At 60.7% G+C, this 23,253-nt stretch carries 12 protein-coding genes and 3 tRNA genes; 8 read left to right on the plus strand and 7 right to left on the minus strand.

Features of this window, described 5'->3' with window-relative positions; translation table 11 throughout:
- Positions 1–99 precede the first annotated feature (99 nt).
- Entirely contained in the window at positions 100–2,376 is a 2,277-nt protein-coding gene (gene clpA / locus IC757_RS07230) for an ATP-dependent Clp protease ATP-binding subunit ClpA (protein WP_190976669.1), read from the plus strand.
- Between the two features lie 21 nt (positions 2,377–2,397).
- Here clpA and infA read toward each other — a convergent pair whose 3' ends face one another.
- On the minus strand, positions 2,398–2,616 hold the full coding sequence (gene infA / locus IC757_RS07235) for a translation initiation factor IF-1 (RefSeq protein ID WP_190976670.1): 219 nt from the start codon (positions 2,614–2,616) through the stop codon (positions 2,398–2,400).
- Positions 2,617–2,857: 241 nt separating this feature from the next.
- On the opposite strand from infA, the gene IC757_RS07240 reads away from it, so the two are divergent.
- The 3 genes from IC757_RS07240 to IC757_RS07250 all read left to right on the plus strand — a co-directional run bounded on the left by IC757_RS07240 (position 2,858) and on the right by IC757_RS07250 (position 3,303).
- Positions 2,858–2,933 (plus strand) — tRNA-Gly (locus IC757_RS07240).
- 132 nt (positions 2,934–3,065) lie between these two features.
- A tRNA-Cys gene (locus IC757_RS07245) sits at positions 3,066–3,139 on the plus strand.
- 77 nt (positions 3,140–3,216) lie between these two features.
- Positions 3,217–3,303 (plus strand) — tRNA-Leu (locus IC757_RS07250).
- An 81-nt stretch (positions 3,304–3,384) separates the two neighbouring features.
- Here IC757_RS07250 and IC757_RS07255 read toward each other — a convergent pair.
- Both IC757_RS07255 and IC757_RS07260 read right to left on the minus strand, forming a co-directional pair.
- Positions 3,385–3,681, minus strand: a complete 297-nt coding sequence (locus IC757_RS07255) for a hypothetical protein (RefSeq protein WP_190976671.1) — start codon at positions 3,679–3,681, stop codon at positions 3,385–3,387.
- Positions 3,682–3,752: 71 nt separating this feature from the next.
- Positions 3,753–4,871 (minus strand): AI-2E family transporter, encoded by a 1,119-nt coding sequence (locus IC757_RS07260; RefSeq protein WP_223846293.1) that lies wholly within the window; start codon positions 4,869–4,871, stop codon positions 3,753–3,755.
- Positions 4,872–5,023: 152 nt separating this feature from the next.
- Between IC757_RS07260 and IC757_RS07265 the strand changes: the two genes are divergently transcribed.
- Positions 5,024–6,268: an arginine deiminase family protein gene (locus IC757_RS07265; RefSeq protein ID WP_190976672.1), complete on the plus strand. Its 1,245-nt coding sequence runs from the start codon at positions 5,024–5,026 to the stop codon at positions 6,266–6,268.
- A gap of 165 nt (positions 6,269–6,433) precedes the next feature.
- Positions 6,434–8,869: a heavy metal translocating P-type ATPase gene (locus IC757_RS07270; protein ID WP_223846294.1), complete on the plus strand. Its 2,436-nt coding sequence runs from the start codon at positions 6,434–6,436 to the stop codon at positions 8,867–8,869.
- A 27-nt stretch (positions 8,870–8,896) separates the two neighbouring features.
- Here the strand turns inward: IC757_RS07270 and IC757_RS07275 are convergent, their stop codons facing one another.
- From IC757_RS07275 to IC757_RS07285, 3 genes are all read right to left on the minus strand, one after another.
- Positions 8,897–9,595 (minus strand): hypothetical protein, encoded by a 699-nt coding sequence (locus tag IC757_RS07275; protein WP_190976673.1) that lies wholly within the window; start codon positions 9,593–9,595, stop codon positions 8,897–8,899.
- Positions 9,596–9,635: 40 nt separating this feature from the next.
- Positions 9,636–10,040, minus strand: coding sequence for a hypothetical protein (locus tag IC757_RS07280; RefSeq protein WP_190976674.1), 405 nt, complete (start codon positions 10,038–10,040; stop codon positions 9,636–9,638).
- A gap of 74 nt (positions 10,041–10,114) precedes the next feature.
- Positions 10,115–14,056 (minus strand): response regulator, encoded by a 3,942-nt coding sequence (locus IC757_RS07285; protein ID WP_190976675.1) that lies wholly within the window; start codon positions 14,054–14,056, stop codon positions 10,115–10,117.
- 206 nt (positions 14,057–14,262) lie between these two features.
- Here IC757_RS07285 and IC757_RS07290 point away from each other — a divergent pair, with 206 nt between their 5' ends.
- The gene (locus IC757_RS07290; RefSeq protein ID WP_190976676.1) at positions 14,263–19,734 is read left to right on the plus strand and encodes an SdrD B-like domain-containing protein; all 5,472 of its coding nucleotides are present in this window, start codon (positions 14,263–14,265) and stop codon (positions 19,732–19,734) included.
- Positions 19,735–19,802: 68 nt separating this feature from the next.
- On the opposite strand, the gene IC757_RS07295 is transcribed toward IC757_RS07290, so the two are convergent.
- A complete protein-coding gene (locus tag IC757_RS07295; protein ID WP_190976677.1) occupies positions 19,803–20,513 on the minus strand; it encodes a DJ-1/PfpI family protein in 711 nt (236 codons plus the stop codon).
- A gap of 366 nt (positions 20,514–20,879) precedes the next feature.
- Here IC757_RS07295 and IC757_RS07300 point away from each other — a divergent pair, with 366 nt between their 5' ends.
- Complete coding sequence (locus IC757_RS07300) at positions 20,880–23,240, plus strand: right-handed parallel beta-helix repeat-containing protein (protein ID WP_190976678.1); 2,361 nt, start codon at positions 20,880–20,882, stop codon at positions 23,238–23,240.
- Positions 23,241–23,253 lie beyond the last annotated feature (13 nt).

Raw genomic sequence — 23,253 nt, forward strand, 5'->3', positions numbered from 1 at the left:
CTTCGGGGGCAATCTTGATGCAAACCGGAATCATCACGGTGTATTCTGGTCTCAGAGGCTAGCAACTCGTCCGTCAGTACCACCAGCAGGATCGCCGCCATGTTCAGCAAGGAACTCGAACTCTCCATCTCGCAGGCCTACCACACGGCACGCTCGCGGCGACATGAATTTCTCACTGTCGAGCATCTGCTTCTGGCCCTGCTCGACAACGACTCGGCCGTCGAAGTGCTGACCGCTTGTAGTGTCGACGTTCAGCATCTGGCCAACGAGCTTGATCAGGTGCTTTCGGAATCAGTGCCGGTGCTGTCGGAAGGCGATCAGCGCGACACCCAGCCCACGATCGGCTTTCAGCGCGTATTGCAGCGCGCGCTCTATCACGTGCAATCGGCCGAGCGCAAGGAAGTGCTGGGTGCCAACGTGCTGGTGGCCATTTTCGGGGAGAAAGACTCGCACGCCGTCTACCTGCTGGGCAAGCAGGACCTGGCGCGACTCGATGTGGTCAATTTCCTGTCGCATGGCATTGCCAAGTCTGACCAGGGCGAGGCCGATGTAGCCGGAAGCGAGGCCGCCGCCGAGGCCGGGCAGGGCGCCGAGGAAGAAAAATCGGCCCTGGCCGCCTACGCCACCAATCTCAATGAGCGTGCCCGCGCCGACCGCATCGACCCGCTGATCGGGCGTGCACTGGAAGTCGAGCGCACCATCCAGATTCTGTGCCGCCGGCGCAAGAACAACCCGCTGTATGTCGGGGAGTCGGGCGTCGGCAAGACCGCCCTGGCCGAGGGTCTGGCCCTGCGCATCGTGCGCGGCGAAGTACCCGAAGTGCTTGACGATGCCGAAATCTGGGCCCTGGACCTGGGCGCGCTGCTGGCCGGCACGAAGTACCGGGGCGATTTCGAGAAACGACTCAAGGCCGTGCTGGCCGAACTCAAGGCCCGCAACAAGGCCGTTTTGTTCATCGACGAGATTCACACCATCATCGGCGCCGGGGCCGCTTCGGGCGGTGTCATGGATGCCTCCAATCTGATCAAGCCGGTGCTGGCCAACGGTGACCTGCGCTGCATTGGCTCGACCACCTTCGAGGAGTACCGCGGGGTCTTCGAGAAGGACCGGGCCTTGGCGCGGCGTTTTCAGAAGATCGACATCGTCGAGCCGTCGGTGGCTGAAACCATCGAGATCCTCAACGGCCTCAAGCATCGCTTCGAGGATCACCATGGCGTGAGCTACACCGCCGATGCACTGGAAGCGGCCGCCACGCTGTCGGCGCGGCACATCAACGATCGGCACCTGCCCGACAAGGCCATCGACGTGATCGACGAGGCCGGAGCCCGCGAACGGCTCAAGCCGCAGGACGAGCGTGTCGAGGAGATCGGCATCGTGGAGATCGAGGAAGTCATCGCCAAGATGGCTCGGATCCCACCGCGCCAGGTCTCGCGCTCGGATCGCGATGCCCTCCAGACCCTGGAGCGCGATCTGAAAATGGTGGTGTTCGGGCAGGATGAAGCCATTTCCACCCTGGCGTCGGCCATCAAGATGTCGCGCTCGGGCCTGGCCGATATCGAGCGCCCGATCGGCAGCTTCCTGTTTGCCGGCCCCACGGGGGTGGGCAAGACCGAAGTGACCCGGCAGTTGGCCATGACGATGGGCATCGAGCTGACCCGCTTCGACATGTCCGAATACATGGAATCTCACAGCGTCTCGCGCCTGGTGGGCGCGCCGCCCGGATACGTGGGATTCGACCGCGGCGGGCTGCTGACCGAGGCAGTCACCCAGAACCCTCACGCCGTTTTGCTGCTCGATGAAATCGAAAAGGCACATCCGGACGTCTACAACCTGCTGCTGCAGATCATGGACCATGGCAAGCTGACCGACGCTAATGGTCGCAGTGCGGATTTCCGCAACGTCATCCTGGTCATGACGACCAATGCCGGTGCCCAGCTCATGAGCCGGCGCGGCATCGGCTTCGTTCAGGCCGACAACACCAGCGATGGCATGGAAGCCATCCGCAAGCAGTTCACACCGGAGTTCCGCAACCGCCTCGATGCCATCATACAGTTCCGTCCGCTGGAGCTCGACGTGGTCATGCGAGTGGTCGACAAGTTCCTGATGGAACTGGAAAACCAGTTGGCCGACAAGGGGGTCAACGTGGAAGTCTCGACCGAGGCCCGCCAGTGGCTGGCCGAGCATGGCTTCGACGAGAAGATGGGAGCCCGCCCGATGAAGCGAGTGATCCAGCAGCACATCAAGCGCCCACTGGCCGACGAGCTCCTGTTCGGAACTCTCTCAGAAGGTGGCGACGTGCGAGTGACGCTGAAGGATGACGGAACCGGGCTGGAACTGGATTGCCGCAGTGCCAGCACCGCACCGCTGGCCGAGTAGGCGGCCCGGCCGCATAGCGAACTATTTCATGCGGTAGGTAATCCGACCCTTGGTAAGGTCGTAAGGGGTCATTTCCACCCGCACGCGGTCGCCGGTGAGGATCCGGATGTAATGCTTGCGCATGCGCCCGGAAATGTGCGCGGTGATGACGTGTCCATTGTCCAGTTCCACCCGGAACATGGTATTGGGCAGGGTTTCCAGCACCCGGCCTTCCATCTCGATATGATCGTCCTTGGCCATGTATATCCTTGAGCTCGGTTAAAACCGCGTTATTTTGACACTTCTGGCCCGTGATGCAAAGCCCGAATTGCGGAAGAGGGTTAGATGGAAGACGGGAGACGGGAGAGGGCGGCGGGTGCGAAAGGGCTTCGGATTCGGGTATAATGGCCGTCGTTCCGAGCGATGCTGCGGCGAAGCGGAATAATTGTTCAGCCGGGGCTTGACAGATCGGAATCCGCGATTAGAATGATCGCCTTCTTAAGCGGGAATAGCTCAGTTGGTAGAGCACAACCTTGCCAAGGTTGGGGTCGCCGGTTCGAGTCCGGTTTCCCGCTCCAAGAATACCTGAGGAGGGCCCGGTCGGATTCCGGGCCCTTCTTGTTTCCGGGTCACGACACATGGGGCCGATTCGGTTACAATCTCCGGCGACGGCCTGCGGGTTTCCGTAGCGTCGCAACCCCGTACCTCGGGGCCAGGTGGCAGAGTGGTTATGCAGCGGCCTGCAAAGCCGTTTACCTCGGTTCGATTCCGGGCCTGGCCTCCATTTCAATTCCCGGACTCTTGCATCGTTTTCCTACTGCAGGCGCCAGCGGCTGATCGTTTATCATGTGAGCGCGGTGCGCCCGGGTGGCGAAATGGGTAGACGCAAGGGACTTAAAATCCCTCGGAGGAAACTCCGTGCCGGTTCGAGTCCGGCCCCGGGCACCACTTTGACCTGCTGCCGGGTGCAGGTATTGCCGGAAATGCTCCCAGGCTCCCGGGTGCCCCCCGAGCCTTGCACTTTGCACTCTACTTGAAGTGCGAGCGGAAGTAGTTCACCGAGTTCCTGAAGGCCTTCCAGGCATGTTCGGCTTCCAGCTTGAGCTTGTCGAATTGCGCCTCGCTGGCGGCGCGAACTTCGCGTAGCTTCTTTTCCAGTTCGTCGCGGCGCTGCTGCATTTCCTCGCGTTGTGCGTCCAGCTTCCTGCGCGATTCGGCGCGTACCTCGTCGGCGCGCGCTTCCAGCTTGTCGATTTCCGCATTGAGCTGGTCGAGACGTTCCTTGGTGCTGGCGATGAATCGCTCACGTGCCGAGGTATCGTTCATCGGGTTCTTCCTGTGGTGGGGTCAATTGCTGTCATTGTCCGTGCAGCTCGAAGGCATTGTATTGACCGGCATCAACGTTCAGGTTGTTCGTAGACCGAGCTGAGCTTGTAGTTGCGGTAGAAGAAGCGCACCAGCACCGTACCGGCAGCCGCCACCGGCAGGGCCAGCAAGATACCGATGAACCCGAACAGATGCGCCCCGGCCATGACGGTAAAGATTACCAGGACCGGGTGCAGGCCGATGCGATCGCCGACCAGCTTGGGGGTGAGCAGAAAGCTTTCGATGAGCTGGCCGACGGTAAACACGACGGCGACCGACAGCAGGAACCAGAAGTCGAAATTCTGTATGACGGCGGTGACACCGGCCAGCAGGATGCCGATGATGGCACCCAGGTAGGGTACGAAACTGACCAGTCCGGCAATCATGCCGATGGCGATGGCGTTATTGAGGCCGACGATCAGCAGTCCGATGCTGTAAATGATGCCGAGGCTGATCATCACCATGAGTTGCCCGCGCAGGAAGCCGCCCAGGGCCTCGTCGCAGTCGCGAGTGAGCCGGACCGCGACGGGTTCAATGTTGCGAGGCAGCATGTCGCGCAGGCTGTCGAGCAGTTTGTGCCAGTCGCGCATCAGGTAGAAAGTGACCAGTGGCACCAGCACCATGCCGGTGATCCAGATGACGAATCGGCCACCGGACTCGGTGATGTAGGTCAGCAGGGTACCGGCCGCCCCGGCAATGTTCTGCAAGTGTTCCTGGATGAGCTCACGCGCCCTGGCTGCATCGAATGTCTCGATGCCCAGCTCGACATCGAGCTGTTCCTCGATCCAGGGCAGTACGGTCTCCTGCAGGGTCTGGAAGTAACCCGGCAGGCGTTCGAACAGGTCGATGGTTTCGCGCACCAGTAGCGGCACGATGATCAGCATCGCCACCACAAGGATCGAGATCACGACGAGAAACACCAGCGATACCGCGACATCGCGCCGCATCTTCCAGCGTTCCAGCCGGTTGACCACGGGGTCGGCCATGTAGGCCAGCAGGGCACTCAGGAAGAAAGGCGTGAGTACGGGGGCGAGCAGCCACACCAACCAGCCCGCGACCAGCAGGGCGGCGGCAATCCAGAGCATTTGCGAGCGCGAGATCGCGGGGATCTGCAGGGGTTCCTCACCGGTCGGGTGCGTGTTGTCGGTCATGATGGCTCAAGACGAATGTGAACGCTGAATAGTCTCAGGATGGGAGATCGACTGCAACACCGGAGGGTCACACGAGGGCCCGGCAGGTATAATCGTCTCCCATTCGCTTCACCCTGCCTGTCCGGCACACCAAACCAGAAAACAGGTTCAACATGTCTATCGATATCAGAGTCAATTCCGAAATCGGTCCGCTCGAGGCTGTCGTCATTCACTCCCCCGGCCAGGAAATGGAGAACATGACCCCGGACATGGCCGCCGAGGTGCTCTACGACGATATCCTCACGCTGGACCTGGCCGACCGCGAGCACCGCCAGCTCCGTGGGGTGCTGGGCAAGGTGGCCAACGTGGTCGAGTTTACCGACCTGCTCACCGAGGTGCTGGACAACGACAAGGTGCGGCGTGCACTGGTCGAGTCGCTGGTCGACCTGTTCAACTGCCCCGAGGTCTACGATCAACTGGTGGACATGCCGTCCAAGACGCTGGCTGCGCAGCTCATCGAGGGCACGCCCAAGAAGCCGGTCAGCCTTGAAAAGTATCTCAGCCCGTCGCGCTATGCCATCCCGCCGCTGCCCAATGCCTTCTTTACCCGCGATGCGGCCATGTGCGTCAATGACCGGGTCATCATCGGTTCCATGGCCTACCAGGCGCGCGTGGCCGAGGCACTGTTGCTCAAGGCGGTGTTCAAGTACCACCCGGATATTCACTCGGCCGGCTTCTACCTCGACGGTACGGACAACCGCGATACGGACGTCACGCTGGAAGGTGGGGATTTGTTGATTCTGCGCGAGGACCTGGCCGTGATCGGCTACAGCGAGCGCACCTCCGCGGCCGGCATCGACCGGCTGATGCGCTCGATTGCCGCCCGGGGCCCGATCCGCAACTTCGTGGTCGTGGAAATCCCCAAGACGCGTGCCACCATCCACCTGGACATGATCTTCACCATGGTCGACCATGACAAGTGCGTGGTTTACCCGCCACTGATCACCGGTGCGCAACGTTCACGAGCCTTCGTGTGCAAGTTCAATGGCGGCCCCGAAGCAAGTATCAGCGAGTTTCGCGATGTGCTGGCCGCACTGGCCTCGCTGGGCCTGGATCTGGCACCGATCAACTGCGGCGGCGACGAGTCGTTTCACCAGGAACGCGAGCAGTGGGCCAGCGGTGCCAACTTTTTCGCTTTCGGACCCGGCCGCATCATCGGCTACGACCACAATCGCTATACCGTCGAGGCATTGAGCCAGGCCGGCTTCAACGTCGCCCATGCCCGCGACATCATGAGCGGTGAGCGCGAAATCAGCGACAGCGAACGCCTGGTCGTGACCATGGACGGCGCCGAGTTGTCGAGGGGAGGCGGTGGCTGCCGCTGCATGACCATGCCGGTAGCCCGCCGCGATCTCTGATAACTCGCGGCACTGCGGCATGCGGGGATGAAAGGATCCAAGGAATTGCACCACAGAGGCACGGAGAGCACAGAGTATAGAGAGTGATGAAAAAAGATGTTCGTTTATCAGTCTCTGTGAACTCTGTGTCTCTGTGGTAAACCCGTTTCTCCCCCCGGAAATAACATGACCCGCCTGATTGTCGACATCCCCGATATGCATTGCGCCGGTTGCGTACGCCGGATCGAGTCGGCGCTTGATGGCGTGGAGGGGATCACCGACATCAAGGCCAATCCGGCCAGCCGGCAGGCCCATGTGGACCTGGACGGCTCGACCGAAGCCTTTCAACGCCTCGATGACATGCTCAAGAAAGCCGGCTACCCGATCCAGCCGCGCCGCTTCCGGTTCGATATAGGCGGCATGCACTGCGCCAGCTGCGTGGATCGCATCGAGCAAGCGCTGGGCCGGATCGAAGGCGTGCTGAGCGTCAGCGTCAACCTGGCCTCCAACCAGGCGCTGGTCACGGCCCTGGGGCAGATCGATGAAGCCCGATTGATCGAAGCGGTCGAGCGAGCCGGCTACGACGCCCGTCCGGCGAGCGATCACGACGACGAAGACGAAGCCGACAGGGAACGCCGCGGCGCTTTGAAGCGGATGCTGCTGGCCGCGGCCCTGACGCTGCCCATCTTCATCCTCGACATGGGCTCGCACTTCATCCCCGTTTTTCACCACTGGCTGCACGCCAATATCGGCGAGCGGAACCTGTACTACCTGTTCTTCGTGCTGGCCTCCATCGTCCAGTTCGGGCCCGGGCTGCAGTTCTACCGCCACGGTTTGCCGACACTGCTGCGCGGCGCGCCCGACATGAACTCGCTGGTCATGCTCGGCACCAGCGCGGCCTGGGCTTACTCGGTGGTGGCTACCTTCCTGCCGGGCATCCTGCCCGAAGGCACGGCGCACGTGTACTTCGAGGCCTCGGCGGTGATCATCACGCTGATTCTGGTCGGGCGTTACCTGGAAGCGCTGGCACGCGGGCGGACCAACGCCGCCATCCGGCGCCTTCTGGACCTCAAGGCCCACACCGCGCGGGTCGAGCGCGACGGCCAGGAAGAAGAAGTGCCGGTCGAATCGCTCAAACGCGGCGATGTGGTCGTTGTACGTCCGGGCGAGAAGATCCCGGTCGATGGCGAGATCATCGACGGCACCTCCGAAATCGATGAATCCATGCTCACCGGCGAGCCGTTACCAGTGCGACGCGGCGTCGGCGATGCCGTGGTTGGCGGCACGGTCAACCAGGCTGGCAGCATACGTTTCAAAGTCACGCGTACCGGTGGCGACACGGTGTTGTCGCAGATCATCTCGCTGGTTGAACAGGCCCAGGCCGACAAGCTGCCCATCCAGGCCCTGGTCGACCGGGTGACGAGGTACTTCGTACCGGCGGTCATGGCCGTGGCCTTCGTGACATTGATCGTCTGGCTGCTGTTTGGCGGCGAGGCTGCGCTGTCCATGGCCCTGGTCAATGCCGTGGCCGTGCTTATCATCGCCTGTCCCTGCGCCATGGGACTGGCCACGCCTACCTCCATCATGGTCGGCACCGGCAAGGGAGCGGAAGCCGGCATCCTGTTCCGCCGTGGCGATGCCCTGCAGCGGCTTCGTGATGTCGGCGTGGTCGCCTTCGACAAGACCGGCACGCTCACCGAGGGCCAGCCGGAGTTAAAAGACATCGTGCCGGCCGGGGATTTCGACGAGCAGGGACTGCTCACCCTGGCCGCCGCCGTCGAACATCGCTCCGAACATCCCATTGCTCGCGCCATCGTCGATGCCGCTAGTCAGCGCGAGGTCGAGTACGGCGAGGCTGAGAACTTCGAGACCTTCACCGGCCGCGGCGTTCAGGCCAGCGTGCAGGGCAGGGCAGTAGCCATCGGCGGCAAGAGCCTGATGCGGGATCGCTCGGTGGATGTTGCGGCACTTGAAGAGCGCGCCGGCGAACTGGCCGATCGCGGCTGGACCCCCGTATACATCGCCGTCGAAGGCCAATTGGCCGGCTTGCTGGCGGTCAGCGATGCATTGAAGAGTGAAGCCGCGGATACCGTGACCTGGCTGCATCGCCAGGGTATCGAAGTGGTCATGATCACCGGCGACAATGAGCGCGCCGCCAATGCCGTCGCTGCCGAACTGGGTATTGATCAGATACTGGCCGAAGTCAGCCCCGAAGACAAGGATCGTGCCGTGCAAGACTTGCGCGAGCGGGCAGGGCAGCCGGTCGCCTTCGTCGGCGACGGCATCAACGACGCCCCGGCTCTGGCGCGTGCCGATGTCGGCATTGCCATCGGCACCGGCACGGATGTGGCCATCGAAAGCGCCGAGGTCGTACTCATGGCCGGCGACCTGGCCAACGTCCCGCGCGCCATAGCGCTGTCACGGGCCACGCTGAAAAACATCCGCCAGAACCTGTTCTGGGCCTTCGCCTACAACACCGCGCTCATCCCGGTCGCCGCCGGTATTCTCTACCCTGCCGCCGGCATCCTGCTCTCCCCCATGCTCGCAGCCGTGGCCATGTCGGCCTCCAGCCTGTTCGTGCTGGGCAATGCGCTGCGGCTCAAGCGCGTCGCGCTGGCCTGACTCAATTCAGGTGAAGGCATGCGAAGGCTACTCCGTGTCTGCCGGGCAGTGGTCGATCAGCTTTTCCGCGAAAGCGACCATGATGTCCTGCTCGCTGGCCGTCAGGCCTTCCGGGGCGTCGTCCGGGGTTTCTTCGGGCAGGTTGTGCAGGCCGACGGCCACTTCGATGAGGGCATCGCCGCAGGTAACCATCAGCAATTCTTCGGGTGACTGGTGCAGAATCGTCAGATCGCCGGGGCCATCGATCTCTTCGTAGTCGTAGGGCTCGCCGAACGGCCCCCTGGGGGCGCGAGCAATGGCCCCGATGACATCGTCGCCGGGCTCCATGTCGAGGTCGCGCATCACCTGTTCATCGGACTCGATCTGCTCGCGTGAACGGATGTGGTTCAGGGCCACGGCAAGCATCGAGGTGGTGGTCATGGTGACACCGTTCATGTCCTCCTCGTAGCGGCCCAGGCCGATGGTGAAGGAGTAGGGGCCACCGAAATCCTGGTCCGGGTCGAACTGGGGCTGGAAAGTGGCGTCATCCGGCCCGAAGCGTTCTGCCATGGCGTGCATGACCTCATGGCTGACCAGGCTTGCGGACTCGTCGGTATGGGCCTCCAGGCAGGCGCAGTGGTCGGCAAGCGCCGTGAGACTGGCTCCCAGGCTCAACAGGGTGGTGACAGCGACGGTGAGAGAAGCAGAGCGAAGCGTTGCTGAAGCAGTAGATCCGGAAAGTGGCATGTCGGGTGCGATTTCCTGTATGGATGGATACACCTACAGCCTACGTGATTGTCGTCGGGATTGTGTCAGGCGATCTGGCGAGTTGGTGCCTTTGATTCCATTCCATGGCAGCAAGCCAACCGACAAATATCGCCTCACCTGCCAGATGCGCGAGTCCGAATACGCTGGCCTGGTGCCAGAACGCAGTGGCCAGACCCAGGCAGGTGATGGCCCATGCTGCATTGGCAAAAGCCAGAAGCTTGATGAGAAACAGCGGCCGGCGTGCCAGCCTCACAAGTGTGAATGAGTAAGTGCCGTAGAGGAGGTTGACCAGGCCGATGAACACCAGGAGCTCTTGCGGGAGCAGGTGCAGGCGACTCAGCCAGCCACTGAGCGCGACGACCGCTATCCCTGCGAGTGCAGCGGCGGTGCAGTCCACCCACAACAGCTTCGGAGTACGGCTCATCAAATCCCTCATTTACTTACCAGCTCACATGGTGGCCCAATCGGGAAACTCAGTGCAAAGAATTCTTTTGGCAATCAGGCCTTGTCCGATTTCCGGGCATTGGTGTGGGTCTTCCGGTACTCGCTGGGGGTACAGTTGAAGTGGGATCGGAAGGCGCGTGTAAAAGCGGATTGGCGGCGGAAGCCGACTGCGAAGGCGATTTCGGATATGCTGGAGTCGGTCTGGCGGAGCATTTCGGCGGCGCGTCTGAGCCGGAAATCGCGGATGAAATCGGCCGGTGTGGCCTGGCGATGCTCGTTGAGCTTGCGGTACATGGTGGCGCGGCTGGTGCCGCACAGGGTCGCAAGCTGGTCGACGTCGAGCTCGGGATCGTCGATGTGATCGTGGAGGGCCTGTTCCATGCGTGACATGAAGGTGGACACCCGCGACGCTGGCGGTGGGGCATCGTCCGGCGATTCGACCCGCGTGACCGGTTGAACCTGTGCGGGTGGCCGGGTTTGTTGCCGGCTCAGAACGCGTTCGATGCGACTCAGTAGCTGATCGGCAGTGAAGGGTTTTTCCAGGTAGTGGTCGGCGCCGGCTCGAAAGGCGCGTACTTCCATGTCACGGTTTCCGTGCGCGGTAAAGAGAATGGTGGGGATGTCGGCGGTCTGTTCGTCCTTGCGCAACCTCTGAAGTAGCTCAAGGCCGTTGAGCTGGGGCATGGAGGCATCGATCAGCATGACATCCGGCGGGTTGCTGCGCGCCATTCTTTCGGCTTCGTGGGCACTGGCGGCCTGGCACACTTCATGGTGTTCGGCGAGTATGTCGGCGACATGGGCGCGGATGCCGGGGTTGTCATCGACGACCAATATGCTGGTGCCGGCAGGCAGGCTGCGCTCGGGTGATTTGGCGGGCGCCGTGGTCAGGGGGATTTCCAGGGTAAAGCGGGCGCCGCCGAGGGCGCTGTCGGTAACAGTTATGGTGCCCTCGTGCTGTTCGATGATGCGTCGGCACAGCGCCGGGCCCAGGCCCAGGCCGGGAAGCTCGGAGTCGCCTCGCATAAAGGGTTCGAAGATATCCGCGCGTTGGTCCTCGGGAATGCCGGGGCCGTTATCGTCGATATGAATGGCGGCATGCGAAGCGTCGGGGAGAATGCTGACTGCCAGCTGAACCGTGCCGCCCTTTGCTGCGTACTTGATGGCATTTTCGAGCAGGATTAACAGCGCACGATCGAGCATTGCGCTGTCGGCCCGTACCCAGTGATCGGGCTCAACGGATTCCATGTGTTCGGCCACATCGATGGAGCGGGCTTCGGCCATGGGGGCAATGACTTCCATGGCACGGACCAGCAGTGCCGACAGGCGATGAAGCTGAAAGTCCCCCGTTTTTGCATGTTCTACCTGTTCGAGATCCAGAACCTGATCGATCAGCGTCTGCATCTGCTCGGCACTCTGCCGCATACGTTCGAGCTGTTGCTGGCCAGGCGGTCCGGAGCGGTCGCGTAACGGGCCCAGTACAAGGGTCAGGGGAGTACGCAGTTCGTGGCCGATGGCGAGAAAGAACTGATGCCGTCGATTGGCAGTGCGACGAATGTCGGCCGATTGAGCCTTGACAGTGGCCAGGGCATGGCTGAGTTCGGCCGTGCGTTCGCCAACCTGGCGTTCCAATCTGAAGACCTGGGCGCGTTCGCGCCACAGCAGGCCGCACAGCAGGAGCAGGCCCGCCAGGGTGATCAGCAACCAGAAGCCACGTCGTTCGGACAGGCGAGGGTGGACACCGAATGTCAGTGAAGCCCTCTGCTCGGGCCATTGACCATCGCTATAGCGCGCCTGAACCTGGAGCTGATAAATGCCCGGCGCCAGTGACTCAAAGGTCAGTTCCTGTTGACTGCCAATAAAGGTCCAGTCGTTCTGATTGCCCAGGCGGTAGCGATAATGCACGGATTCCGCCCCTCTGAGGGCCGTGGCGTTCAGTCGGACCCTGAGCAGTCGCGCTTCCGGTGGCAGGCTGATCGCCTGGCCTGTGGGATGGCCAATGGGAGTGATCGAGGCATTCAGGCGATGCTCCAGCGTGCGGGCCCGGTCGGGGTGAATGACCACGACGCCTTGCTGGTTGGGGAACCAGATACGGCCATCGGTCGTGCGCGTGCCGGCCTGGTGAAGATTGCCGTTTCCTTCATTGCTGGGCATGCCATCACGGGTATCGAATCGTCGGGTGATCAACTCGCTTTCCCGGCCTTCGAAGAAGTCCACCAGGTGTTGAATATCAACCAGATAAATCCCGTTGTTGGTATTGACCCAGAGACGCCCGAATTCATCTTCGATCATGCGGTGGGCACTGTGATGGGGCAGGCCTTCGTTGACGGAAATACAACGTTCAACTTCGTGGCCGGGATCGACCAGGCACATGCCCCGGTCCTCCAGTCCGACCAGCAGACGCTGATCATTCAGTACATGCAGGCTACGGACCGAGTTACTGGCAAGCCCGCGCTGCGTATCGGCAATCACTTTCATCGATCCGGCTGATGAGTGAATGCTGGTCATGAGTACACCATGATGCACGGTCCCCAACGCCAGGCGACCGTCATCCATTTCGGCTGCCGAGCGCACGTAGGCGGGCGTGAGCGGCTCGTCGCTCCACTTGCCATCCGGCGATCGTCTGAACAGTCCCTGGTCGGAGCCCATCCAGATGGCATTGGTGCGGTCGCGCATCAGCATCTTGATGTTGGGTTCCGGTGGCGGTCGACCACCGGCGCACTCGCCATCGGACTGCAGCCGACATAGGCCATTGCCGCCAACCAGTAGATCGGGACCGTCGGCAATCGCCCCCATGGGGTGAAAGTGAAGCAATCGGGTCCAGGACTGTTCTTCTGGAACATGGTGGTACAAGGCGGACTGGTTGCCGATCAACAATCCATTGTCATGCTCCGTGACCAGGTAGGTGTTCGGGTCGCCAAGACAACCTCCCTGAGGACAGGCTGGCTTCATCACCGGTTCGCTGATTCGCTTGAGGCCATCGTGGGTACCCAGCCAGACCTGGCCATAACGGTCAAACTGAAAGTCAAAGATTGCAGGCATGCCCTGGTGCATCAGTTTGCCGTTGCGATAGAGCCGTGTGCCCTTGTTCAGCCAATCTCGCCCCTGTTCATCGGTCCGACTCAGAACGAAGCGGTGAAAGTCGGGCGGAGCTGATGTCACCGGTTCAACACCTTGAGAGCTGATCTGCATGAGCCGTCCCAGAGGAGGAGGGCCACCAATGGTGGCCAGCCAGCCCTCTGGAGACCAGGTCAGGAAACGCTTATCCCACTGCGGAGCCGGAAGCGGGATAGTTTCGACCACTCGGCTGTCCTCCGGAGCAATGACCTTGAGGCTTGAACGTGTGATCACACCGACCTGACCTCGAGGACAGGTGGCCAGCGCCAGTACGGCATCTTCCAGTGCATCGAAAACGATGCGGGTACGGTTCTCGCCAGGTTTGAATTCGAGTACTGCTGGTGCATCAGAGCTGAGAAACAAACGTTCACCATTCGGGTCCGGATAGATGAGTTCCAGTCCGTCGAAAGCGGCGACGGCGCTGGCTCCGGAGTCGGGCTCCCACCGCATCAATTGCTCACCTTCCGCATACCAGAGACCGTCGTTGTCAGTATGCAGATTCTCGAGGGTGACCTGGCCGATTCGGATGTAACCCTGGTCGCTGAACTGTCCGAACTCGCCATTCTCGAGTGCAACAATCAGCTTGCCCGCCGCAATTTCCGCTCTGCGAATGCGGTTGCCGGGCATTGCCGGGGTTGAATCGGCGTTGAAATGGGTGAATTCGGATCCATCGAACCGTGCCAGCCCATCATGAGTGGCGATCCACAGCTGCCCGTCGGGGTCGATGGCCAGGGAGTAAATGGTGTCGACGGGCAAGCCGTCGGCCGCCGTCCAGTGTCCGGATACGATGTGACTGGGGGCTGATGTCGGCTCGGCTGGGGCGGGGCCAGACAATATCAGACCGAGCAGGGTCAGGCAGCCGATGTAGGCAGCGCACTTCATGATACGGAAATGAGTCACGTGCGGTGTTGGAGCCTGATGGAATTGGTGCCATTTGCATTCTAGCACCGCATTTGAGATACGAGGGAAAGCGCTTGAGAAGCCAGGGTAAATGAAATGCCTTATGATGGCCGAGCTTGAACTGAGGGGGCGGCCGCTGCGGTTGGTGCGGGGTTGCTTCCGCACCCATTCACTGATCGAGGATACTCATGAATTTCAGAAGCAGCGGAATACGAGGCAGCCGCGTCGAGGCGACGGGCGCTGCTGGGGCGACTGGCAGCAGGCAAAGCTGGCGACTGGCGCGGCGGCGCGGTCTGGGCTGGTTGGTTGTTCTTTCTCTCATGCCCGGCCTTGCGCTGGCTCAGAATGTCGACCTGGTGCTTAATCATGATGTCATCGGCCCCACCACGATTAATGCCAGCGAGACTGCCACCTTCGAGGTCACCATTGACAACACCAACCCTTCTCACACCGGTGATGCCAGCGATGTGGTGCTGACCTACGAGATTTCCGCGACCGATACACTGGTTTCCGCCACTCCCAGCCAGGGCAGTTGCGGGGCTCCGGATGGCAGCAATATCTTTACCTGTTCGCTGGGGACGATCGAGTGGTCGTCCGATGGCACGACCAATGTGACGGTGGATGTCGTGGTACGTGGAACCGGAACTGGCGTCATCCCTCCCTATACCATGACCACCGATGCCGAGGTCACAACCTCGAGTAACGATGTCGATCTGACCAATAACCAGCAGGAGCGCAACGTCACGGTGCTGGCGGGCACTGACCTGGGGGTCGTGCTCGACAGCTCGCCGCTGGTGGTGGCTTCCGGCGGCATCTGGAGCCACACCATTACGCTGGAGAACTTCGGCCCCATCGAGGCCACCACCATTGTTGTGCACTTCGACTTGCAGATTGGCGATGTGGTACTGGTTGGCAGTTTGCCCAGTGGCTGTTCGGCCGGTGGGCCCGGAGTGGTTTGCGAGCTGGCTTCCCTGGCGCTTGGCGACCAGCATGTCTTTGGGCCGATCGAAACCCAGGTGGCCGCGATAGGGGGCAGTAACCTGCAGGCCGAAGCTTTTATCCAGAGTCTGGACCAGGTTGACGGCAATGCGGCTAACGACTTTTCGATTCAGCAGGTGGATGTCACCGCCGGCAGTGACCTGTCGGTTAGCCTGAGTCACACCGGTGGTACCATTCTGGAAAACCAGCCTTTTGAGCTGATCGCCGATACGTTCTATACCGGTGAGGTGCCGGATGCCCCTGAACTGCAGATCACCCTGGATCCGGGCCTGACCTTCCAGAGCACCGACCCGTTCAGCCAGAACGGTTGGGGTTGCACTATTTCCGGCCAGGTGGTCAGTTGTACCTACCCCGACATCAGCGGCCTTGCCGTAGGTGCCAACCAGGTGCTGGGCCAACTGACCGTGGGCGTGGTGGGTGCCAACGCGGGCACCTACTCCGGTAACGTGGCCGAGATCAGCTCCGATACCACCGCCAAGCCGGACCCCGACCTGTCCAATAACACCGACTCGACCAGTGTCAGTATTGAGGAAGCGCAGTTGGATTTGCGCATTCGCAAGGACGGGCCGCAACATCACCTGCGCACCATTGGTGACGATTACGACTTCAGCTATGAGGTGCGCATTCGCAACCACGGCAATATCGATTTCTGGGGTGAGCTGGTCTGGACCGACACGGTACCGGAGGGTCTTGCCGTGACCAGCATTGATGCGCCAGGCGGTTGGGACTGCAGCGCTCCTTACCCGGTCAGCGGACCGGACGACATTGAGTGTTCGCGCACGTTTACCGATCCGGACACTGATGCATTCGGGACGGGCTCCAATATTTTCTTTACCGTCAATGCCTATGCCAATGGCGATGAGGTGGGCGATGTGGTCAACGAGGGTTGTCTGACCACGGTCGACCATGATCTGGGCTTCCTGGTCAACGAAGGTATCCAGAATTGCAATACGGCAACCATCGATGCGCAGGAGCTGTCCGACAGTGCCGATCTGCGGGTCATCAAGACCGCCGACCCGGACCCGGTCACGGCCGGCAACGCCCTGACTTATACGCTGGAGATCGTCAACGATGGCCCGGCTACCGCTTTCGATGTCACGCTGACCGATACCCTGGGCAACCTGTTCACCGGTTCGGGCGGCAACAGTTTCCAGGGTGTGGTGATCGCCGACAATGCCGCCAGCGGCGGTGATTGTGGCACCAGCGGCAACCCGGGCAACCCCTCCAGTCGCACACTCATTTGCGAGTTTACCGAGGTGCCGGAATGTACGCCGGGCGATAACTGTCCGACGATTGAGGTCACCATTCTGCCGCATGGCGCGCCAAACAGCGGGGTGGTGTTCACCCGGCCCAACTCGGCTTCGGCATTCTCGTCGGTCACCGCCGACCCCGACTACACCAACAACGAGGGCAGCGTTGACGTTCAGGTCGAGGCTGAAACCGATCTTGAGCTGGAAAAGACCGTCACCACCTGGACTGGAGATCTGGGTACATCGCTCAACTACCGGATTGTAGTACGCAATATCGGAGCCTCCGGCGCCAGCAGCCTGGAACTGACCGATACCCTGCCACATGATGTGACCTACCTGGGTGTCAACCCTGGCGGCAGTGCGAGCTGCCCCACACAGCCGACAGCTGACAGCACCACGGGTCCCGGAAACGATCAAGTGATCTGTACACGTACCAGCCTCGCACGGGGCGCGACTTGGACAATCGACATCCAGACCCGGCCCAATCATGGCATTCCTGCTGGAACAACCCTGGTCAACACCGCGTCGGTCACCACCGATACCGACGAAACCGATCTGGGCAACAATGACGATACCGCCGATGCAGAGGTTGGGGAAGCCGTGGTCGATCTGGCCACGGTCAAGACTGATATCCCGGATCCGGTGTTTGTCGGCGATACTGTTACCTACACGGTGCGTGTGACCAATAACGGCCCTTCGGTGGCCGAAGATGCCACCATTTACGACTTCCTGCCTTCGGAGGGCTTCCGTTTCATTGATGGCTCGGTGACTTTCTATGATGTAGATGGTGGTGACCTGAACCCCATTGATCCCTCGGATCTCGCGGGGCTTGGCATCGAGTGCACCAAGCTGCCTGATGACGACGACTTCGGCACCGGTTATCCGGCCAATCAACTTGAATACCTGTGGCCGGACGACATATTGGATAACCCGAACTTCCTGGATGGAATCTGGGATCCGGTGGCCGGTGATCTGGAAGGCGAGAGCGACATCATCTGCAATATGGGCTTTCTGGAATCAGGTCAGGCCCGGGCCATTCGTTACGTGATGACGGCCGATGCTCGCGGCGTGTACTTCCACCATGCTATTTCCCGTTCCAGGGAGCATCGCGAGAATGGCATTGACGGACCGGACCCGGTTCCCAGCAATGATGTGACACGCGAACGGACCACGGTGCGCAGTATTCCCGATGTAGATGTCGCCAAGACCGTCTCGACTGATCCGGTCGCCTTGCTTGAGCCGTTCCACTACACCATTACATTCACCAACAACAACGCCAATGATCTGGCTCATCATCCTGAAGTTCGCGATGATCTGCCGTCAGGCATGGAGCTGACCGGTCCACCGGTACTTGTTTCCGGGGCACCGTTGGGCTCGGTGTGCTCTGGCGATGCAGGCGATACCGGCTTTATCTGTGACCTGGACGAGGGGCTGCCGCCGCTGGGTGAAGTGGCCATCGAAGTGCCGGTACGAGTGATTTCCGGTGGAGTGGCCACGCTCGACAACCGGGTCAATGTGCATCTCGATACCGACCTTGAGTTCGATACCGAACCTGATCCGGTCGTGTTCGATGACGAGCCGGTCGATGTGGTGATCTCCAGCATCGCCGGGCGCGTCTACCATGATGATGATCTCAGTGGTGTCTACACACCCTCGAATCCGCCCATTGCCGATGTCACTATCACGCTGGAAGGTGAGACTCCCTGGGGCGATTCGATCGACCGGGTCACGACCACGGCCTCTGACGGCACGTACTTCTTCGACAATTTGCCGCCTGGCACTTACGAGCTGATTCAGACTCAGCCCAGCGGCTGGCTCGATGGTCCGGACAACATCGGTTCGGAGGGCGGCAACAACCCGGAAGCCAATCGATTCACGGACATTCCGCTGGGCGCCGACATCGACGGTACCGAGTACAACTTCGGCGAGTACCTGGAGCAGGACAATATCGAGTCCGACCTGAGTATCGACAAGGTTGCATCCACAGCCGGCCCGGTCGGTGTCGATGAGGTGATCGAATACACCATCACCGCGACCAACACCGGCAACTTCCTGCTGACCAATGTGCAGGTATTAGATGACCTGATCAGTCTGGACTGTTCTCCGGCCACTCCGACCAGCCTGGTGCAGGGCGGTCAGATCGTGTGCACGGGTAGCTACCAGGTCACGCAGGAAGATGTCGATGCGGGTGAGCCCATCTTCAACACGGCCACGGCTACCGGTCGTGATCCCGACGAAGTCGAGCTTGAGGATCAGGATGATGTTTCGGTTCCGGTGGAGTCAGCAAGCCCGGCGATTGCCCTGAACAAGGAAATCACCGATGGATCACCCTTCCTGGAAGTCGAGGATGTGATCGAGTACCGCCTGACCGCGACAAATACGGGCAATGTCACACTGTCCAACGTCGAAATCAGCGATCCCGATGCCGAGCTGGGTGATTGCGTGCCGACTCAACCGGCCACGCTGCAGCCGGGCGATACCCTGATCTGTGACGCCACCTACAGCGTCTCTCAGGAGGATATCGACAATGGTGAGTTCATCAACCTGGCCAGCGTGACCGGAACTGCTCCGGACGACAGCGAGGTTGGAGATCAGGATGACGCCACGGCACCCGGACCGGTTGCCGGACCGTCGCTGGTTGTGCTCAAGCAGGCCAATACAGGCGGCCCGATTGCTCTGGACGATGTCATTGAGTACACCATCACGGTCACCAACAACGGCAACGTGACGCTGACCGAAGTGGAAGTGGAAGACAGCCTGATCGACATCGAGTGCAGCCCGGAAACTCCACTGACACTGGCACCGACAGAGCAGACCATCTGCACCGGCAGCTACACTGTCAATCAGGCCGATATCGATGCCGGCGAAGAGATTGTCAATCTGGCAACTGCCACGGGCGTCGATCCGGAAAGTGAAGTGGTCGAGGATGACGATGAAGTGGCGGTTCCGGTCGTCGATGCAAGTCCGGCCATTGAGTTGATCAAGGAAGCTGATACTGAAGGGCCCGTATTCATCAACGACGTGATCGAGTACACCATTACGGTTACCAATATCGGCAATGTCACTTTGACCGACGTTGATGTCACAGACGACATGATCGATCTGAGTTGCGTTCCGGATCTGCCTTCCGAGCTGGCACCGGAAGACAGTGTGGTCTGTACTGGCAGCTACGAAGTTCAGCCTGGCGACATCGGGCCCGACCTGGTCAATACCGCGAGCACAACCGGGCGGGGTCCGGATGACAGCGTTGTGGATGATGGCGATGATGCCACCGTGTCCACGCGTCCGCCCATACCGGTGCCGGTATCGGGTACCGCCGGAATGATTACGCTGTTCCTGCTGTTGCTGCTGGTCGGACTGGGTGCTGCAAGTCGCCGGCTCGTGATGCCATCGGCACATCGCCCGTCCTGACCGTCACCACAAGGTCTGACTGCTGATCTGACCACGCGCCTGTCCGGGGACCTCCCCAGACAGGCGCCTTACTTTCCGCGGATTCTGTCCAGGGTTCTCCGCCACAGTATCCGAGGCACGGAGATCAGGTTTCGGGGGTTCCTTGAGCGGGCCAGCATTTCTTCACGCGCTTTGGCAAGAACGGTTTCCGATGCCTTTCGAGGGTGTCCTGCATCAAAAGGTGGCTGCGGATCATACTCCATGAGTAGCTGAATTCTCTCAGCGCGTTCTCGCCCGTGCACTTCCGCGGCCAGGGTAAGAGCCAGATCGATTCCGGCGGAAACACCCGCGGCAGTCATCACCTTGCCGGATTGGACGATGCGCTCGTCGGGTCTCGACCTGGCCCCGAACGCACGCAATTTGTCCTGGGCGATCCAGTGCGTAGTGGCTGGGTGGCCCTCAAGTATCCCTGCCGCACCCAGAACAAGCGCGCCGGAGCAGACCGACAACGTGTACTGGCTGCTTTGATGAGCGAGCTTCAGCCAGGAGATGAGTTTCCGGTCGGCCATTGCCGTTGCCGTATGGGCCTCGGAGCCCGGCACGACAATCACGTCCGGCGTCTGCGTTTCTTCGTAGGAATGCGTGGCACCGAGCACCAGTACACCGCTGTCGGTGACAATCGGCCCGGGCTGTTCACTGACAAACCTGATTTTACACTCCGGCATGAAGCGCAGCACCTCGTAGGGGCCGATCGCATCGAGCGTGGTCATCCCGGGGTAAAGCAAAATGGCAACCTGCATGGTGTTCTATGGACCCGTGTCTTTTGTGATAGTCAATCGACCCGCGTCAGCTCCACCGGAGTCGCTCTGGCATGAGCGCTCCGGCCCGGAAGCTGTCGCATCTACTGATGGTACGTGAAAACTGCACCCGGTAGACCTGGCCGGGGGCTGCGTTGTCAGAGTGTAGCGGGGCTGGGTGCTCACCGGCTTTCTACTTCAGAGTCTACTCCTGTCGTCTGTCATCCCAATTGTCCCGATATTTCGTGCGTGCAGGTCTCCTGTGAGGACATGTTCGCTGGGCGCGTGTCCTCGAATCTGGAGCAAACGCGTATCCCTGAGCAGAGATCACAGATTTGCTACCAAGGGAGTACCATATTGATGCACGCCGTGAAAACAGGATCACGAAGTTTCTGGATAGCACCCTGGCTGGGGGTCCTGCTGTCCTTCCTGACGCTGCCCGCACTGGCGGGTAGTTCGGTATTGACCATCAACTCGCTGGGCGACGACGGCGCGGACAACCCCGGAGACGGCGTCTGCGCCACCGGCAATCCATTCGGGCCGGGGGGATTCCTGAATGAATGCACGTTGCGCGCAGCACTGGAAGAAGCCAATGCGGTCCCGGGGCTCTTTCGAATCGAGATCTCCGACGATATTTCCGTCAACGCGCAGGACTTTTCTCAGATCGATATCAACAGCGGCCTGCCGGCGATCACGGATAGGATCATCCTCGATGGCACCACCCACCCGAGCTGGGATCCGGACTCGGACAACCTGCAGCCCCGGCTTGCCGTCAACTGGGATGGCGGCAGTGACACCCCGTTCAGTGGTATCCGCCTCAATGCCGGATCGGCCGGATCCACCATCAGGGCCATTGCGATCACCCGATTCACCGCCAGCGGCATTCGCATCGCCGGCGGAAGCGGCTTCACCATTGAAAAGTGCATCATTGGCGGCATCTGGCGACCAAGTATCATCGAATGGGCCGGCAATGATCGCCATGGTATTGATCTCAATGGCGGCTCAAGTGCGGTCAACCCAAGCATTATCATCAACAACATCATCTTCGACAACGGTCAGCACGGCATTCGGGTCCGCAACGGCTTTGAGTCTGGTCTGATTGCCAACAACATCATCGGTTTGCGCCCGCCACCCGGTGACGGCAGCGCGGGCTTCAATACCGACCACGGCAATGGTGGCGATGGCATCCGGATCGAAAGTGACGCGGGAGAGGGCAACTGGATCGGCCGGCTGTTCTCGACACCTGGAAACACCCTCTCCGCAAATGGAGGGGACGGCATTCGTCTGGCCGGTAACAACCAGACCATTGTGGGCAATGACATCGGCATACCGGTCAACGGCCAGGTCCATCCGAATGAAGAACTCGGCAACTACGGCAACGGTGGTTCAGGCATCCTTGTGACGGGTGATGCCAACGTGATCGGCGGCACCGACGATGCAGTCAATACCATTGGCAATTCGGGAAGCGGGGTGGGCATTCGAGTGGGTAACGTGGCGACCCCGGCGACGGATAACGCGATTCAGGGCAACTGGATCGGTGTCGACCAGCAAAGCCGTGATATCTCACAACTGCTGGGCGTGCGCTTCGAGCACGGGTCGGGCAACGTGCTGTCGGGCGCCCGTGTCTTTCTCAATACCGTCGGGGTCGAGTTTCGATCTCCGGGGAACCAGGCCGTATCGAACGAGATTCGCTACAGCAGTTATGGGGTCTGGTTCCGGACCGGCGGCCAGCTTGGCTCAAGCAATGACCAGATCAAACGCAATACTATCGGCAACAACGCACAAGGGGTCATGGTGGCGGTGGATCAGCCCGACCCTCAGGGCATCGACATCCTCAATAATTACATCGGCACCGATAGCCAGGGCAACGATCTGGGGAACGAATCCGGCATCGTGATCACCGGGGGCGGACGGGTGCAGATCGGTCAGCCTGAAGGGCGTAACGTGATCGGACACAACTCAGAGCACGGGATCTTTATCGTCAACACGGTCAGCGGCGCACTGCAGGCGGATTTTCGTATCGAGTCCAACCTCGTGGGTATCTTCTCAGACTCGGCTCCCATCCCGAACGGAGTCGGGATCCGCATCGGCGCCGATGACCTGGAGACATCAGGAGTGCGAATCGGCGCACCGGTGACCTTTCCACCCCATATGACACCGATTTGGCCGGCCCAGGGCAACATCATTGCCTACAACTCGGGAGATGGCATTGATCTCAGTCCGGCAGATGGTTCGGCGGTACAGATCGAGAACAGCATTCGCGGCAATCGATTTATCCTGAACCAGGGACAGGCTATCAACCTGGGCCCCGGCGGCAATGAGGTCGATGTCGGCGCCGGTGGCAGTGAAGAAGGTCCCAACCGGTTGCAGAATTTTCCGACATTCGATGTGAACCAGACTTACTACAGTGCCGGCACCGAGGCCATCCACTTTCGCTACGGAATCGCCACCAACCCGGCCAACGCCACATACCCGCTGATCGTGGACTTCCACTTGTCAGCGGACCCGGACGCCGAGGGCGCGATCTACCTGGGCAGCGATGTCTACGACGTTGGCGACTGGGGCCAGATGGTTACCGGGCAGATTCCCCATGACATCCAGTACGAAGGTTACCTGACCGCCAAGGTGACTGACTCGGCAGGCAATACCAGCCAGTTCTCGACCACTATCATTCCCATCACTCATCCCGAAGATCTCCCGGACGAACTGTTTCATGATCGCTTCGAATAAACATAGTTGCACC

This window comes from Wenzhouxiangella sp. AB-CW3 (genome assembly GCF_014725735.1).
In the GTDB taxonomy this organism is placed as follows: domain Bacteria; phylum Pseudomonadota; class Gammaproteobacteria; order Xanthomonadales; family Wenzhouxiangellaceae; genus Wenzhouxiangella.

Excerpts from the sequence above, each read along its gene's own strand:
- clpA (WP_190976669.1), top strand. The coding sequence starts at position 100 with ATGTTCAGCAAGGAACTCGAACTCTCCATCTCGCAGGCCTACCACACG.
- infA (WP_190976670.1), bottom strand. The coding sequence starts at position 2,616 with ATGGCCAAGGACGATCATATCGAGATGGAAGGCCGGGTGCTGGAAACC.
- IC757_RS07255 (WP_190976671.1), bottom strand. The coding sequence starts at position 3,681 with ATGAACGATACCTCGGCACGTGAGCGATTCATCGCCAGCACCAAGGAA.
- IC757_RS07260 (WP_223846293.1), bottom strand. The coding sequence starts at position 4,871 with ATGACCGACAACACGCACCCGACCGGTGAGGAACCCCTGCAGATCCCC.
- IC757_RS07265 (WP_190976672.1), top strand. The coding sequence starts at position 5,024 with ATGTCTATCGATATCAGAGTCAATTCCGAAATCGGTCCGCTCGAGGCT.
- IC757_RS07270 (WP_223846294.1), top strand. The coding sequence starts at position 6,434 with ATGACCCGCCTGATTGTCGACATCCCCGATATGCATTGCGCCGGTTGC.
- IC757_RS07275 (WP_190976673.1), bottom strand. The coding sequence starts at position 9,595 with ATGCCACTTTCCGGATCTACTGCTTCAGCAACGCTTCGCTCTGCTTCT.
- IC757_RS07280 (WP_190976674.1), bottom strand. The coding sequence starts at position 10,040 with ATGAGCCGTACTCCGAAGCTGTTGTGGGTGGACTGCACCGCCGCTGCA.
- IC757_RS07285 (WP_190976675.1), bottom strand. The coding sequence starts at position 14,056 with ATGAAGTGCGCTGCCTACATCGGCTGCCTGACCCTGCTCGGTCTGATA.
- IC757_RS07290 (WP_190976676.1), top strand. The coding sequence starts at position 14,263 with ATGAATTTCAGAAGCAGCGGAATACGAGGCAGCCGCGTCGAGGCGACG.
- IC757_RS07295 (WP_190976677.1), bottom strand. The coding sequence starts at position 20,513 with ATGCAGGTTGCCATTTTGCTTTACCCCGGGATGACCACGCTCGATGCG.